We start from the raw sequence: 15,457 nt of genomic DNA, 5'->3' as shown, positions 1-15,457 counted from the left end.
CCGGGCGCTGGGGTGACCCGGGCGCTGGGGTGACCCGGGCGGAGCGCCCAGCGAATGCGTGCGGCTGTCAGGACAGCCGGTCCCTCAGCCGGAACCACAGGCCGACCATCGGCAGGAACCAAGGATTGCCGCGGTTGAAGGGAACGGCCGGCCAGGCGAGCCCGTCCAGCGGGTTCGTGCCCTGCCGCCCCATGGCGAGATCGGCCAGCACCTGTCCGGCCAGCGTCGACATCTGCGCGCCATGGCCGGAATAACCCATGCCGTAGATCATGCCGTCGGCCTCTCCGATGCGGGGATAGCGATCCTTCGTCATGCCCACGAGGCCGCCCCAGCAGTAGTCGAGCGGCACATCGGCCAGATGCGGGAAGATCCGGTCGATACCGGCGCGCAGGATCCTGCCCGATTTCGCGTCCGAACGCTGATCGGAAACGGCCGAAAAGCGTGCCCGTCCGCCGAAGATGAGGCGGCGGTCCGGCGACAGCCGGAAGTAGTTGCCGACATTCATCGAGGTGACGCAGGTCCGGTTGCCGGGCATGGTCGCCGCGACTTCCCGCTCGCTGAGGGGGCGCGTCGCGACGATGAACGATCCGACGGAGATGATGCGCCGCCGGAAGTAGTCGAGCGGTGCGGCGCGCACCTCGCGCGAATAGGCCCCCGTCGCCACGATGACCCGATCGGCCTGGAGCGTCCCGCGCGGGGTTTGCAACTGCCAGCCGGAGGAAAGCCGCGTGCGGCCGGTCACGGGAGCATTTTCCCAGATCAGGGCCCCGTGCGCGTGGGCCGCCTCTGCGAGCCCGGCCGCATATTTGCCCATGTGCATCATGGCGGACTTGCCGTAGAGCATGGCACCATGAAAGGCCTGCGAGCCGATCTCGTTCTCCAGATCGCCGCGCTCCAGCCAGCTTGTGTCGGGATCGACCTCGCGATGGATGAGCTCGAAGCCTGCCTTCAGCCCGGCCACGTGGGAGGGCTTGGAGGCGAGCTTCAGCTTGCCCGAGCGGCGAAAGTCGCAGGCGATGTTCTCCTCGCGCACGACCTCCTCGATCATGTCGATCGAGCGGTCGAAGGCGCGATAGAGCGTATGGGCGCGCTCGGCACCCAGATGCGCCTTCGCCTCCGCATAGCCGTGGGCGAGGCCGTTGTTCAGGTGTCCGCCATTGCGGCCCGAACCGCCGGCGCCGACATGCAGGTTTTCCAGCACCGCGACGCTGACGCCCTCGCGGGCCAGCTTGCGGGCCGCATTGAGGCCGGTAAAGCCGCCGCCGATCACCGCGACGTCCACCTTGCCCTCGACCGGCCCCTGTTGCGCCTTCGAAAAGGTCGGCGCGGTATCGTGCCAATACGACAGATACTTCATCGCACGTCCCGCCCTAGAGGCCGAGAATGGCGGGCAGGGCCGTCACATCGGGGATTTCGGTATAGCCGTAATAAGGGTTGGCGGGCTCGTGTCCGCGATTGACCCAGACCTTGTTCTTGATGCCGAGATCATGCGCCGTCATGAGATCGTAGCGCATGCTCGACGACACGTGCAGGACATCCTCCGGGCCGCAGCCGAGCATGTCGAACATGTATTCGAAGGCCCGCATCTGGGGCTTGTAGGCCTGTGCGTCCTCGGCCGTGTAGACATGGGTGATCGGCGCGCCGAGCCTGGCGATGTTGTGCGGGATCTGGCTGTTCATCGAGTTGGTGAGCGCCACGAGCGGGAATTCCTTCGCGACCTTCGCAAGGCCTGCCGGAACATCCGGGTGCGGACCCCAGGTGGGCACGCGGTTGTAGATGTCCTCCGCGATCGCGGGGTCGAACGCGATGCCGTTGCGCTTGCAGGTGCGTTCCAGCGAATTGTGCACGACATCGGCGTAAGGCTTCCAGGCGCCCAGAACCTCGTCCAGCCGGTAGGCCGAAAAATCGCGGATGAACGCATCCATCTGCTCTGCGCCGAGCTTGTCCGCGTAATGGTCGCGGGCCGCGCCTGCCATGTCGAAGAAGATCATCGTGCCGTGGCAATCGAAGGTGATGAATTTGGGGCGGAAGGCCATGCTGTTTCTCCGGAGCACCGTCTGATGCCATGCATCGTGGCCCGGTTGCGGCGACACAGCTTGCCGCGTTTTCGGTTCTGGACGCAGGAAATTCTGAAGCGCGGACCCTGCGCGGCAGGAGGTGCTGCCTCCCGGCCGAGATCGGTTTCGAGCGCTGAAAGCGAGCGGGCATGCTGTCGACGCAGGCACCCGCCTCCCGAACAAAGAGACAGAGATGACCAAGTTGCTGCCGATCGACACCGCCCCCGCCTTCGCGCCGCGCGAGGACACGGCCGCCCCCGAGCGCCTCATCGAAGGCGCGCCGCGCTTCAGGACCTGGGAGCTCGACACCGCGCTTGCCGAAGCGGCCCAATGGGGCAAAATCCGCACCGGCATCTGGGAGGCGACGCCCGGCACCACACGCTCCATCAAGGGCGACACCTTCGAATTCTGCCAGATCCTTGAGGGCCGCGCGGAGATTTCGGAGGAGGACGGCGCGACCCACGTTTTCGGTCCGGGCGACAGCTTCATCATGAAGCCCGGCTTTGTCGGCCGATGGAAGACGCTGGAGACCCTGCGCAAGATCTTCGTCATCGCGAGCTGAGGCGGCACCATGGTTCCCACCCATACGCCAGAAGAGATGCTGGCGCGGCTCGTCGCGTTCAAGACGGTTGTCGGCCATTCGAACGCGGAGCTGATCGCGTTCGTGAAGGCCTATCTGGACGGTCACGGCGTCGCCTGCCGCGTCCTGCCCGGCCCGGAGGGCGACCGGTTCAATCTCTTTGCGACCATCGGCGACCCGACGCGGCCGGGCTATGTGCTGTCGGGCCATGTCGACGTGGTACCCGCCGGCGAGCCCGACTGGCTGGGCGATCCCTTCGCCCTGCGCGAGGTCGACGGCAAGCTGATCGGGCGCGGCGCCTGCGACATGAAGGGCTTCGATGCGGCGGTGCTTGCGGCGGTGCCGGAGCTGTGCGCGATGAACCTCTCGCAGCCCGTCCATATCGCGCTGTCCTATGATGAGGAAGCCGGCTGCAAGGGCGTGCCGCATCTGCTTGCCGCGCTGCCGGAGCTTTGCGCCCGGCCGGCGGGCTGCATCGTCGGCGAGCCGACGGGGCTGACCCCGGTGCTCGCCCACAAGGGCAAGGCGGCGGTCCGGTTCTCCGCAATTGGGCGATCCGGGCACAGTTCGCGCCCGGACCTCGGCAAGAATGCCATTCACGCGCTCGTCCCGGTGCTCGCCGCCGCCTGCACGCAGGCCGAAGACCTGCAACGTGGCCCCCAGGACGACCGCTTCCAGCCGCCCTGGTCCAGCCTGCAGATCGGCACGATCGCCGGCGGTCAGGCGATCAACATCATTCCTGAGGAGGCGGAAGCCCGCATCGAGGCGCGCGCGATCGACGGCGTTGCCCCGCAGGATGTGCTGGCCCCGGTCATCGCGGCGGCGGGGGAGGACGTTTCGGTGGAATGGCTGTCGAGCTATCCCGCGCTGGCGCTCGATCGCGGCCACCCTCTGGCCGAAATGGCGGAGACGGTCTCCGGCCGGAAGGCGCTGGGCGCGGTCAGCTTCGGCACGGAAGCCGGCCTGTTTCAGGCAGCCGGAATTCCCTCGATCATCTGCGGCCCCGGCGATATCGCCCGCGCCCACCGCCCCGAGGAATACCTGACGCGGGACGAACTGCGCGGGGCATTCGACATGGTCGTGCGGCTGGGGCAGCGGCTCGCCGTTTGACGGCGGCATTTTCTGCGGCCGCCCCGCATCGAGGCGGAGCAAGATTCCGATCGCTCCCCGCATCGCGCCGATGATGCCGCCCGTCTGCCCCTATCCTGACCTTCAACGAAACGGACCTCATGGCAATGATGAACGACGGAGCCTCCTTGCCCGACCTCACCGCAACCGACGTGCGCCTGGTGCCTTTCGCGCCCGACCACCTCGACGGCGCCGTGCGCCTTTCTGAGCAGGCCGGCTGGCCGCACCGCAGCGACGACTGGGCGCTGACGCTGTCCGCCTCGCGCGGCGTCGCGGCGCTCTCGGGCGATATGGTCGTCGGCACCGCGCTTTGCTCGACATTCGGCGATGTCGCCGCGCTCAACATGATCATCGTCGATGCCTCCATGCGCGGGCGCGGCCTCGGCCGCCAGTTGATGAACGCGGTGATCGAGATGGCCGGACCCCGCGAAATCCGGCTGACGGCCACGCAGGACGGTTTGCCGCTCTACCGGAAACTGGGATTTGTCGAGACCGGCCAGATCGTCCAGCACCAGGGCATCGCGCAGGCGGACGGTGCGGACCGCGCGGTCACGACGGGCTCGCTCGGCGACGTCGCCCGCCTGGCGGAGATGGACCGGGCCGCATCCGGCATGGCGCGCGAGCCGGTCCTGCGGCGTATCGCGGAAACGGGCACGGTGCTGCGCGCCGAGAAGGGGTTCGCGATGCTGCGCCCCTTCGGGCGGGGGCAGGTTGTCGGCCCGGTGGTCGCCGAGGATGGCGACACCGCCCGCGCGCTGATCGCGCAAGCCGCGCGCCGCGCGCAAGGCACGTTCCTGCGCATTGACGTGCCCGCGTCGCACGATTTGTCGCCGTTCCTGGAAAGCCTCGGTCTTGCCCGCGCCGGAGGCGGCACGTCGATGGTCTGCCAGGCGAGGCCGGAAGCGAGCACCCCCTTCACGACCTTCGCCCTCGCCTCGCAGGCTTTGGGTTGATCCCTGGGAGATTTCCATGCTGAGCAATTCCCTCGTCGAACTCGACCGGTCGCATCTGATCCACCCGGTCTCCTCCTTCCGCGGCCACGAGGCCCGGGGCGTGCGCGTCCTGCGTTCGGCGAAAGGGGCGCAGGTCACAGATGCCGAGGGCCACACGCTGATCGACGGTTTCGCGGGCCTGTGGTGCGTCAACGCCGGTTACGGTCATGAGAGCATCGTGGCGGCGGCCGCCGATCAGATGCGCAAGCTGCCCTATGCCACCGGCTATTTCGACCTTGGCGCCGAGGCGCCGATCCGGCTGGCGGCGGAGCTCGCCGAACGCTCGCCGGGCGATCTCGATCACATCTACTTCACGCTCGGCGGGTCCGATGCGGTCGACAGCACCATCCGTTTCGTCCGCTACTACTGGCATGCCCGGGGCGAGCCGCAGCGCGACCAGTTCATCTCGGTGGAACAGGGCTATCACGGCTCGACGTCGGCCGGGGCGGGGCTCACCGCGCTTCCCGGCTTCCATGAAGGCTTCGGGGTTCCCTATTCCTGGCAGCACAAGATTTCGTCGCACTACGTCTATCGCAACCCGGTCGGCCCTGAGCCCCAGGCGATCATCGATGCATCGGTCGCCGAACTGCGCGCCAAGGTTGCCGAGATCGGCGAGGAGCGGGTGGCGGCATTCTATCTCGAGCCGATCCAGGGATCGGGCGGCGTGCTCGTGCCGCCGACGGGCTGGGTCAAGGCGATGCGCGACGTGTGCAGCGAACTGGGCATCCTTTTCATCGCCGACGAGGTCATCACCGGCTTTGGCCGCACCGGCCCGCTGTTCGCCTGCGAGGAAGAGGGCATCGTGCCCGACCTGATGACCACCGCAAAGGGGCTGACGTCGGGCTACGTGCCCATGGGCGCGGTGTTCATGCGCGAGCATGTCTACCAGACGATCGCCGATGGCGCGGGCGCCAAGGCGGTCGGCCACGGCTTCACCTATTCCGCCCATCCCGTCTCCGCCGCAGTGGCGCTGGAGGTGCTCGCCCTTTATGAAGGCGGACTGCTGGAAAACGGCCGCACCATGGGCGCACGTCTGATGGAGGGCCTTCGCTCGCTCGCCGATCATCCGCTGGTTGGCGACGTGCGCGGGCGCGGCATGCTGGCCGCCGTGGAACTGGTGAGCGACAAGGCCGCCAGGACGCCGCTTCCCGCATCCCTCCAGCCCGCCACACGGTTGTTCGACCGGGCCTGGGACGCAGGCCTCATCGTGCGCTCGTTCCCGCAAGGCATCTTCGGTTACGCGCCGCCCTTGTGCTGCACGGCCGACGAGATCGACCAGATCGTGGAGCGCACGCGCACGGTTCTGGACCAGACGCTTCAGGACCCGGAAATCCGGGACATTCTCGGCTGATGGCGCTGCTCTTCCTGTCGACGGCGGAACGCGCGGCCGTGTGGCGTTCCGTCTTCGCGGAGGCCGGAGAGGAAATGCTGGTGGGCGAGGAGGCGGTGAGCGATCCCTCCCGCATCACCCACGTGGCCTGCTGGACGCCGCCGCAAGACCTGGCGCGATATCCCAACCTCAAGGTCGTCCTCAGCGTGGGCGCCGGTGTCGACCAGATCCCGCCCCTGCCGCGCGGAGTCGCGCTTGCGCGCACGATCGCGCCGGGAATCGAGGACATGGTGCGCGCCTGGGTGGTCATGGCGACGCTCATGCTGCACCGCGACATGCCCCGCTATCTGGAGCAGGCCCGGCATGGGCTGTGGCAGGCCCACCCGGCGCGCCCGGCCGGGACGCGGCGCGTCGGCATCATGGGAATGGGCCGGATCGGCCGCCTTGCCGCGCAAAGCCTCGCACAGCTGGGATTTCCCGTTGCCGGATGGAGCCGATCCGGCACGCCGGTGGACGGTGTCGACGTCTATGGCGAGGCGGGCCTTGGCGATTTTCTTGCCCGCAGCGATATCCTGGTCTGCCTGCTGCCGCTCACCGACGAGACACGAGGCCTGCTCGATGCGAAGCTCTTCGCGCAGCTGCCGAAAGGCGCCTGTCTGGTTCATGCAGGGCGTGCGGCGCATCTCGACATGGAGGCGCTGCGCGCCGGACTGGCGAGCGGCAGGCTTGGCACCGCGATGCTGGATGTGGCCGATCCCGAACCGCTTCCGGCCGATCACTGGGCATGGCGGGAGCCGAACCTGATCGTGACGCCGCATGTCGCGTCTCACACGGATCCGCACGAAGGCGCGAGGCATGCGCTGGAGGTCATCAGGGCCTCGCGTGCGGGCGATCCCATTCCGGGGCTGGTGGACCAGAGCCGGGGGTACTGAGGCCGAAACCGCCATTTGGCGCGATATGCCGCAACCTCGCGCAATACGAAACAATATGCCGCACCCCCCGCGGTTTTCGGAGAAAAGAAGCCGGCAAGCTGTCGGAAGCTTGCTGCTAGATGGAAGACAGGTCCCGGTGCCGGTCGGCGCAAGTCGCCGCGTTCGGGCCGCAATCGGAAGGTTTGGCCGCAATGATAACCCACGCCGCCGTAAAGCCCCTGACGGCCTTCGCCTATCTGACCTTCGATGTCGTCGGCACGCTGATCGATTTCGAAGGCGCGATCCTGCAGGGGCTGGCGACGATTGCGGCCACGGCCGGTGTCACAGTGGACGGCGAGGCGGCGCTTTCCCTCTACAGCGCGGCGCGCTATCAGCCCGATGCCGGGCTGTTTCCCGACGATCTGGGCCGTTGCTACGGGCAGATCGCGACAGCCCTGGGGCTTCCCGACACGCCGCAACACCGGCAGTCGATGATCGACGCTGTGGCGGAGGCGAAGCCTTTTCCCGACAGTGTCGAGGCCATGGCCCGGCTGAAGAAACACTACCGCCTCATCGCCATGACCAATGCCCGCCGGTGGGCTTTCGAGAAATACGAGGAAAAGCTCGGCTTTCCCTTCTGGGCGAGCTTCACCACCGACGAGACGGGGACGGAAAAGCCGGACCCCGTCTTCTTCGAGAAGGTCTTCCGCCATGTCGAGGCGGCGGGCGCCGGCAAGGACGACATCCTTCACACTGCGCAGAGCCAGTACCACGACATCGGCATTTCGCGGCGGCTGGGCATGAGCAATGCCTGGATCGAGCGGCGTCATGCCCAGAAGGGCTATGGCGGTACGATCGCGCCCGAAAGCGTCACCGAGCCCGATTATCACTTCCGTGCGCTGATCGAATTGGCCGAGGCCGCCGACAGCGCCTTTGAAGCGTAACGTGAAGCGTAACGCCGACTTTCTGCAGCAGCCACGGCCCATAACGGCGAAAAGAACCGAACGGGCGCATCCAGAAGTAGGGAACGACAATGACGAACAAGATGCCGACCAACTGGACCGGTCGTGACGATGTCATGATCGAGAATGCCATCCGTCGCGGGGCGTCGCGCCGCGAATTGCTGAAGATGCTGATGTGCTCGGGCGTGGCCCTTTCCGCGGGCAGCGGTCTCCTGCTGCGCGCAAGCGACGCGCTGGCCGCCGAGCCGGTTTCGGGCGGCCACATCAGGGCCGCCGGCTGGTCCTCCTCCACGGCCGACACGCTCGATCCGGCCAAGGCGTCGTTGTCCACCGACTACGTGCGATGCTGCGCCTTCTACAACCGTCTGACGTTCCTGGACGAACATGGCCAGATCCAGATGGAACTCGCCGATGCGGTCGAGTCCGAGGATGCGAAGACCTGGCAGGTGAAGCTCAAGTCGGGCGTGACCTTCCATGACGGCAAGTCCTTCGGCGCCGACGACGTCGTCTTCTCGCTCAAGCGTCACCTCGACAAGAGTGTCGGTTCCAAGGTGAACTCCATCGCCAAGCAGATGGAAGTGATCGAGAAGGTCGACGACCAGACGGTGAAGATCGTGCTGGCCGAGCCGAATGCCGATCTGCCGACCATTCTCGCCCTGCACCACTTCATGATCGTCGCCGACGGCACCACCGACTTCTCCAAGGGCAACGGAACCGGTGCCTTCATCTGCGAGACCTTCGAGCCGGGCGTGAAATCGGTCGCGGTGAAGAACCCCAACTACTTCAAGTCGAACAAGCCCTACCTCGACAGCTTCGAGTACTTCGCCATCTCCGACAACAATGCGCGGGTGAACGCGCTGCTGTCGGGCGACATCGTTCTCGGCGCCTCGCTCAATCCCCGCTCCATGCGGCTGCTGGAAGGCCAGCCGAGCGTCCAGACCTCGGTCACCACGTCCGGCAACTACACCGACCTGAATATCCGCCTGGACCTGGATCCGGGTGAGAAGGCTGGCTTCATCGACGGCATGAAAAGCCTCATCAATCGCGAGGCCATTCAGAAATCGGCGCTGCGCGGCCTTGCCGAAATCGGCAACGACCAGCCCGTTTCGCCTGCCGACCGCTATCACAACCCGAACCTGAAGCCGCGTGCCTACGATCCGGACATGGCCAAGGCGCTGTTCAAGAAGGCCGGCGTGCTGGGACAGAAGATCCCGATCGTCGCCTCGGACGCGGCGACGTCTTCGGTCGACATGGCGATGATCGTGCAGCAGGCGGGCGACCAGATCGGCATGCCCTTCGATGTCCAGCGCGTGCCTTCCGACGGCTACTGGTCGAACTACTGGCTGAAGGCGCCGATCCATTTCGGCAACATCAACCCGCGGCCGACCCCCGACATCCTGTTCTCGCTGCTCTATGCGTCCACCGCGCCGTGGAACGAGAGCCAGTACAAGTCCGAGAAGTTCGACAGGATGATGATCGAGGCGCGTGGCTCTCTTGACGAAAGCAAGCGCACCGAAATCTACTGGACCATGCAGGAGATGGTGGCCAACGAGGCCGGTACGATCATTCCCGCCTACATTTCCAACGTGGACGGACTGTCCTCGCGGCTGAAAGGCCTGCGGCCCAATCCCCTCGGCGGCCAGATGGGCTATGCCTTCGCGGAATACGTCTGGCTCGAAAGCTGATCTTCCAAGCGGCGGTGCGCATGCCTGCAACGGGGTGCGCATCGCCGGCCTCCGGCAAGGGGAGCCCCTGTTTGCTCAGATCTTCCACAACATGGCTTCTGGTTGCCCAACGGCTCGGGATCGCGCTGATCACGCTGGTGATCGTCTCCTTCGCCGTTTTTTTCGCAACCCAGCTTCTTCCCGGCGATGTCGCCCAGATCCTGCTGGGGCAGGCCGCCACGCCCGAAGCCGTCGCCGGCCTGCGCACGGCCATGGGGCTCGACGAGCCCGCGATGCTGCGGTTCATCCATTGGCTCACCGGCCTCGCAACCGGTGATCTCGGGGTCTCCTACGTCAACCACATGGAGATCTCGACCCTGATCGCGGGGCGCCTGGCCAATTCGCTGGAGCTTGCCGGCGTCGTCGCCGCGTTGAGCACGCCGGTGGCGCTGTGCCTGGGCATTCTCGCCGCGATGTATCGCGGAACCCTTCTGGACCGCGCGATTTCCGTGGCCACGATCGTCGTCATCTCGGTGCCCGAATTCATGGTCGCCACGCTCGCCGTTCTCATCTTCGCCGTATGGCTTGGATGGTTTCCGGCGCTGAGCTACGGCGTGGATGTGGACAGCATCGGCGCCATGCTGCGCGCCTACGCCCTGCCGGTGATCTCGCTGAGCTTCGTCGTCTCCGCCCAGATGATCCGCATGACCCGCGCGGCCATGATCGAGACGATCAACACGCCCTATGTGGAGATGGCGCTGCTCAAGGGCGCCTCGCGCACGCGCATGGTGCTGGTGCATGCCTTGCCCAACGCGCTCGGCCCCATCGCCAATGCCGTGGCGTTGTCGCTGTCCTACCTCGTGGGTGGCGTGATCATCGTCGAGACGGTGTTCAACTATCCCGGCGTCGCCAAGCTGATGGTGGATGCGGTGGCCACCCGCGATCTTCCGCTCATCCAGTCGTGCGCGATGATCTTCTGCTTCAGCTACCTGAGCCTGACCACGCTGGCGGACATGATCGCCATCCTGTCCAATCCGAGGTTGCGACGCTGATGACCCTCCCTCTTCGTCTCCCTCGCGTCCGCCGCGGCGGCGAACCCCGGCAGAAGACCTACGTCTTCAACTGGACCGGCCGCATCGGGCTGGCGATCATTCTTTTCTGGTGCGTCGTTGCCATCGTCGGCCAGTGGTTCACACCCTATCCTGTCGGCAAGATCGTCGACTGGAACTATTTCGGCCCCGTAAGCTCCCAGTTCTGGATGGGAACGGACTATCTGGGGCGGGACATCTTCTCGCGCATCATGATGGGCGCCCGCTACACCGTGGGCATTTCGCTGGCGGCGGTGACGCTCGCCTGTGCGGCCGGCGTCATCCTCGGCATGGTCGCGGCCGTGATCGGCGGGTGGTTCGACACCCTCCTGTCGCGCCTGCTGGATGCGTTCAACGGCATCCCGTCGCTTCTCTTCGGGCTGGTGGTCGTGGCGGCGGTGGGCTCGTCCATCCCGATCCTGATCCTGACGCTCGCGGCCATCTACATGCCGGGCTCCTACCGGTTCGCCCGCGCCCTTGCCGTCAACATCAACACCATGGATTTCGTGACGGTTGCCAGAGCGCGCGGAGAGGCGACGCCCTATCTGATCCTGCGCGAGATCTTCCCCAACATCGTCGGGCCGGTGCTCGCCGACCTGGGCCTCAGGTTCGTCTTCATCGTGCTGGTGCTGTCCGGACTGTCGTTCCTGGGCCTCGGCGTCCAGCCGCCCAACGCGGACTGGGGCGCGCTGGTGCGCGAGAACATCGAGGGGCTGAGCTACGGCGCGCCGGCGGTGATCTTCCCCTCGCTCGCCATCGCCTCGCTCACCATCTCGGTCAACATGTTCATCGACAATCTTCCCACCAAGATCCGCGACAGGAGCGAATGATGAGCGATAGCCCCCTCGTTTCCGTTCGCGATTTCAAGGTCGGTGCGACGACCGACGGCGGACGCAAGATCGATATCATCCGGGGCGTGAGCTTCGACATCGCGCCGGGCGAAATACTGGCCCTGATCGGCGAGTCCGGTTCCGGCAAGACCACCATCGCGCTGTCGCTGCTGGGCTATACCCGCCCGGGCTGCGAAATGACGGGGGGGACGATCCGCGTCGGCGAAAACGACGTGACCGCGATGTCGGAAACCGAACGGTGCAAGCTGCGCGGCGTGGAGGTCTCCTATGTTCCCCAGTCCGCCGCGGCCGCCTTCAATCCGTCGAAGCGGATCATGGATCAGGTCATCGAGATCGCCACGATCCACAAGCTGATGACGCGCGCCGAGGCGGAGGAACACGCCCGCTCCTTGTTCCGCGCGCTGGCCCTGCCGGAACCCGACACGATCGGCAATCGCTACCCGCACCAGGTCTCCGGCGGCCAGCTTCAGCGTCTGTCGGCCGCCATGGCGCTGATCGGCGATCCCAAGCTCGTGATCTTTGACGAGCCGACCACGGCGCTGGACGTGACCACCCAGATCGAGGTCCTCAAGGCGTTTCGTTCCGTGCTGGAAAAGACGAACATGTCGGGCGTCTATGTCAGCCACGATCTCGCCGTCGTGGCCCAGATCGCCGACCGGATCATCGTCCTGAAGAACGGCGAGGTTCAGGAAGAGGGCACGACGGACCAGATCCTGCATGCCCCGGCCCATCCCTATACCCGTGAATTGCTGGCGGCCTTCGAGCCGGTGAAGCACACGCCGGTGGCGGTGCGCGGTCGGGATATCGACCATCCGCTGCTTGAGGTCATCGGTCTTCACGCCGGCTATGGCCGCGTGGAAAACAGCGAGCCGACCGTCAAGGTGCTCCAGGACGTAAGCTTCACGCTGAAGCCCGGGCGCAACCTCGGTGTCATCGGCGAAAGCGGTTCCGGCAAGTCAACGCTCGCCAGGGCGATCGCGGGCATCCTGCCGGCCTATCGCGGGTCCGTGCTGTTTGAGGGACACGAACTCGCGCCCGACCTGCAGAACCGGACGAAGCGACAGCTGCAGCGCGCGCAGATCGTCTTCCAGCTCGCCGATACGGCGCTCAATCCGGCCCAGTCGGTGGGAACGATCCTGGCCCGCCCGCTCACCTTCTATCATGGCCTCAAGGGAGCGGAGCGCGACAGACGGGTCAACGAACTGCTCGACATGGTCCATCTTCCCAAGGGGCTTCGGCACAGGTTGCCGCGGGAGCTGTCGGGAGGGCAGAAGCAACGGATCAATCTGGCACGCGCGCTCGCCGCCGATCCGGTCCTGATCCTGTGCGACGAGATCACCTCGGCGCTGGATACGGTCGTCGCGGCCGCGATCCTGGAACTCATGCGGGACCTGCAGAACGAGCTCAATCTGAGCTACATGTTCATCAGCCATGACCTGTCGACGGTCGAGGCGATCTGCGACGACGTTCTGGTGATGTACAAGGGGGCGGTGGTGGAAGCGCTGCCGGCGGCCCGCATGTCGAGCGACGCGCAACACCCCTATTCCAAGCTGCTGATTTCTTCCGTTCCCCAGCTCGATCCCGACTGGCTGACAAGCCTGGAACAGGACCCGGAACTGGTCGCGGCCTTCTCGCACCGCTGAGGCCGGTTTTCCGAGCATGTCCTCGATACTGCTCCCGTGGAAAGAGGGCGGAAAGTCTGACCGGAAACGGCGCAACCCCCTCGCCCTTTCCCTCTCCACCGTCATTGCCCGGCGAAGTCCGGGTGATCCAGCGCGTGCCTCGTATGCGGCCATCCGCAACGGATTGCCCGGACTTCGCCGAGCAATGACGACGGAAAGGATTGAGGCACCCGCATTGACGCACGCCCCGAAGCATGGGGTGTGAGCCGGCTCCGCAATTCCATGAAGCCTCCTAAACCCTGTCCGCGAAGAGGCGGGTCAGGGGGATCTGGGTCTTCACGAAGGGCGTCTTCATCACGACGAAGCTGAAATACTTGTCGATGCCGATATCGCGGTCGATGAGACCTTCGATGATCATCTGGTAATCGGCAATGCCCGAGGTCACGAACTTGCTCAGATAGTCGTAGCCGCCCGAAACGAGATGGCACTCGACACAGCTGTCGACGTTCTTCAGTGCGTCCTGAAAGCGGGCGAAGTCGATCTGGCGGTGGTTCTTCAGGGTGAACTCGGTAAAGACCGTGAGCGTCTCCCCCAGTTTCGCCACGTCGATCTGGGCCGTATAGCCGGTGATGTAGCCGGCCTGCTGCAACTTTTTCACGCGCATGAGACAGGGCGACGGAGACAAGTTCACCAATTCCGCCAGCTCGACGTTGGTGATACGGCCGTTGCGCTGCAGCTCCGCGAGGATCCTGACGTCGATCCGGTCCAGTTTCAGGCTACTGATCATCCTATTGGTCCTTCAGCGCGACACACTATGCCCTTTGTGAAAGGCGGACGTGCCGGCAAAGTCAACTCGATTTGACATCAAATGCCGTCTGACGCACGCCATCCGGCAGAAGCGGCTGCCGGGCATGCGATAGGCTCCCGAAAAAGCCCGGAGAAGTCCATGTCCGCTCCCCTGTTCCACATCGAAACCGCCCCCCAGCCGCCGGCCGAGGCCGATTGCGTCGTCATCGGCGCCGGCATCGTCGGCGTGAGCGCCGCCTACTGGCTGGCGCGAGCCGGCCAGCGGGTCGTTCTTGTGGAAAAGGGTCGGGTCGGGGCGGAGCAGTCCAGCCGGAACTGGGGCTGGTGCCGGCAGCAGAACCGGGACGCGCGCGAATTGCCCCTGGCCACGCGCAGCTTGTCTCTTTGGGAGGAGATGGCCGCCGATATCGGTCCCGGTCTCGGCTTTCAGCGCTGCGGCCTGCTCTATCTCTCCAATGACGAGGCGGAAATCGAGGGTTGGGCGCAATGGGGACGCTTTGCCCGCAGCGAAGGCGTCGACACGCGCATGCTGAGCGCCGCGGAAGCCAGCGAACGCGGTGCGAAGACGCAGCAGACCTGGCAGGGCGGGGTCTGGAGCGCCAGCGACGGCATCGCCGATCCCGCCAGCGCCGCGCCGCTGATCGCGCAGGCGGTGGAGAAACACGGCGGCCGGGTTATCCAGAATTGCGCCGCGCGCGGTCTGGAAACGGCCGGCGGCGCGGTCTGCGGCGTCGTCACCGAACATGGCACGATCCGCACCTCTTCGGTGGTGATGGCCGGCGGCGCCTGGGCGGCGAGCTTTCTTCACCAGATCGGCGTGTCCCTTCCCCAGTCCTCGGTGCGCAGCTCCATCCTGTCGCTCGCGCCCGGTGCCGACGATATCCCGCCCGCGCTGCACACGGCCGCCGTCTCGGTCACGCGCCGGGGCGATGGCGGGCTCACGCTGGCGATATCGGGCCGCGCCCATGTCGATCCCACGCCCGGCATGCTGTTCGGGGCGCCGAAATTCCTGCCCATGCTCGCCAAGCGCTGGCGGGCGCTGACCCCCGGCGGCGCTCAGGCCTGGCAGGCCGGGTTCGAAACGCGCAGAAAATGGGCGCTCGACCGGCCCACGCCGATGGAGCGGACCCGCATTCTCGATCCGCGTCCCTCCGCCCGACTGGTGGCGGAAACGCTGCGCCGTGCGCGTACTCTGCTGCCCTCGCTGGCGCAGGTGCCGGTTCAGGCCGAATGGGCGGGCTACATCGACAGCACCCCCGACGGCGTTCCGGTGATCGATGCCGATATCGGCATTCGCGGGCTGGCGATCGCGGCGGGGCTCTCCGGCCACGGGTTCGGCATCGGTCCGGGCGTCGGCCATCTGGTGGCGGACATGCTGCTGGGGCGCACGCCCATCACCGAGACGCGCCAGTATAAGCTGTCGAGGTTCGACGAGAGCCAATGGGGCAAGGTGGCGAAATTCTGA

The 15,457-nt window shown here is 66.0% G+C and carries 14 protein-coding genes; 11 read left to right on the top strand and 3 right to left on the bottom strand.

The features are described from left to right. Positions 1 to 67: 67 nt before the first annotated feature. Both V2L18_RS09965 and V2L18_RS09960 read right to left on the bottom strand, forming a co-directional pair. A complete protein-coding gene (locus V2L18_RS09965) occupies positions 68 to 1,357 on the bottom strand; it encodes an FAD-binding oxidoreductase (RefSeq protein ID WP_336178081.1) in 1,290 nt (429 codons plus the stop codon). Positions 1,358 to 1,370: 13 nt separating this feature from the next. Beyond that, a complete protein-coding gene (locus tag V2L18_RS09960) occupies positions 1,371 to 2,036 on the bottom strand; it encodes a haloacid dehalogenase type II (protein ID WP_336178080.1) in 666 nt (221 codons plus the stop codon). A 214-nt stretch (positions 2,037 to 2,250) separates the two neighbouring features. On the opposite strand from V2L18_RS09960, the gene V2L18_RS09955 reads away from it, so the two are divergent. From V2L18_RS09955 to V2L18_RS09910, 10 genes are all read left to right on the top strand, one after another. Next, complete coding sequence (locus V2L18_RS09955; RefSeq protein WP_336178079.1) at positions 2,251 to 2,619, top strand: cupin domain-containing protein; 369 nt, start codon at positions 2,251 to 2,253, stop codon at positions 2,617 to 2,619. 9 nt (positions 2,620 to 2,628) lie between these two features. Further along, positions 2,629 to 3,747 carry an acetylornithine deacetylase gene (gene argE, locus V2L18_RS09950; RefSeq protein ID WP_336178078.1) on the top strand — a complete coding sequence of 373 codons (1,119 nt, stop codon included), beginning with the start codon at positions 2,629 to 2,631 and terminating at the stop codon, positions 3,745 to 3,747. A gap of 119 nt (positions 3,748 to 3,866) precedes the next feature. Then, positions 3,867 to 4,718: a GNAT family N-acetyltransferase gene (locus V2L18_RS09945; protein WP_336178077.1), complete on the top strand. Its 852-nt coding sequence runs from the start codon at positions 3,867 to 3,869 to the stop codon at positions 4,716 to 4,718. A 16-nt stretch (positions 4,719 to 4,734) separates the two neighbouring features. Further along, a complete protein-coding gene (locus tag V2L18_RS09940) occupies positions 4,735 to 6,108 on the top strand; it encodes an aspartate aminotransferase family protein (protein WP_336178076.1) in 1,374 nt (457 codons plus the stop codon). Then, positions 6,108 to 7,019 carry a glyoxylate/hydroxypyruvate reductase A gene (locus tag V2L18_RS09935; RefSeq protein ID WP_336178075.1) on the top strand — a complete coding sequence of 304 codons (912 nt, stop codon included), beginning with the start codon at positions 6,108 to 6,110 and terminating at the stop codon, positions 7,017 to 7,019. The genes V2L18_RS09940 and V2L18_RS09935 overlap by 1 nt, the downstream gene beginning before the upstream one ends. Positions 7,020 to 7,210: 191 nt before the next feature. Beyond that, positions 7,211 to 7,942, top strand: a complete 732-nt coding sequence (locus V2L18_RS09930) for an HAD-IA family hydrolase (protein WP_336178074.1) — start codon at positions 7,211 to 7,213, stop codon at positions 7,940 to 7,942. Positions 7,943 to 8,031: 89 nt separating this feature from the next. Then, positions 8,032 to 9,645, top strand: coding sequence for an ABC transporter substrate-binding protein (locus V2L18_RS09925; RefSeq protein ID WP_336178073.1), 1,614 nt, complete (start codon positions 8,032 to 8,034; stop codon positions 9,643 to 9,645). A gap of 71 nt (positions 9,646 to 9,716) precedes the next feature. Next, the gene (locus V2L18_RS09920) at positions 9,717 to 10,676 is read left to right on the top strand and encodes an ABC transporter permease (protein ID WP_336178072.1); all 960 of its coding nucleotides are present in this window, start codon (positions 9,717 to 9,719) and stop codon (positions 10,674 to 10,676) included. Next, the gene (locus V2L18_RS09915) at positions 10,676 to 11,542 is read left to right on the top strand and encodes an ABC transporter permease (protein ID WP_336178071.1); all 867 of its coding nucleotides are present in this window, start codon (positions 10,676 to 10,678) and stop codon (positions 11,540 to 11,542) included. Before V2L18_RS09920 ends, V2L18_RS09915 begins: the two co-directional genes overlap by 1 nt. Beyond that, positions 11,539 to 13,206: an ABC transporter ATP-binding protein gene (locus tag V2L18_RS09910; protein ID WP_336178070.1), complete on the top strand. Its 1,668-nt coding sequence runs from the start codon at positions 11,539 to 11,541 to the stop codon at positions 13,204 to 13,206. Before V2L18_RS09915 ends, V2L18_RS09910 begins: the two co-directional genes overlap by 4 nt. Before the next feature lie 271 nt (positions 13,207 to 13,477). Here the strand turns inward: V2L18_RS09910 and V2L18_RS09905 are convergent, their stop codons facing one another. Then, positions 13,478 to 13,960, bottom strand: a complete 483-nt coding sequence (locus V2L18_RS09905; RefSeq protein ID WP_336178282.1) for an Lrp/AsnC family transcriptional regulator — start codon at positions 13,958 to 13,960, stop codon at positions 13,478 to 13,480. A gap of 171 nt (positions 13,961 to 14,131) precedes the next feature. Here V2L18_RS09905 and V2L18_RS09900 point away from each other — a divergent pair, with 171 nt between their 5' ends. Further along, positions 14,132 to 15,457: an FAD-binding oxidoreductase gene (locus V2L18_RS09900; RefSeq protein ID WP_336178069.1), complete on the top strand. Its 1,326-nt coding sequence runs from the start codon at positions 14,132 to 14,134 to the stop codon at positions 15,455 to 15,457.

Origin of the sequence: Breoghania sp. JC706, assembly GCF_037026715.1 — a bacterium.
Taxonomy (GTDB): domain Bacteria; phylum Pseudomonadota; class Alphaproteobacteria; order Rhizobiales; family Stappiaceae; genus Breoghania.
This window is presented reverse-complemented; position numbering and strand designations above follow the sequence as displayed.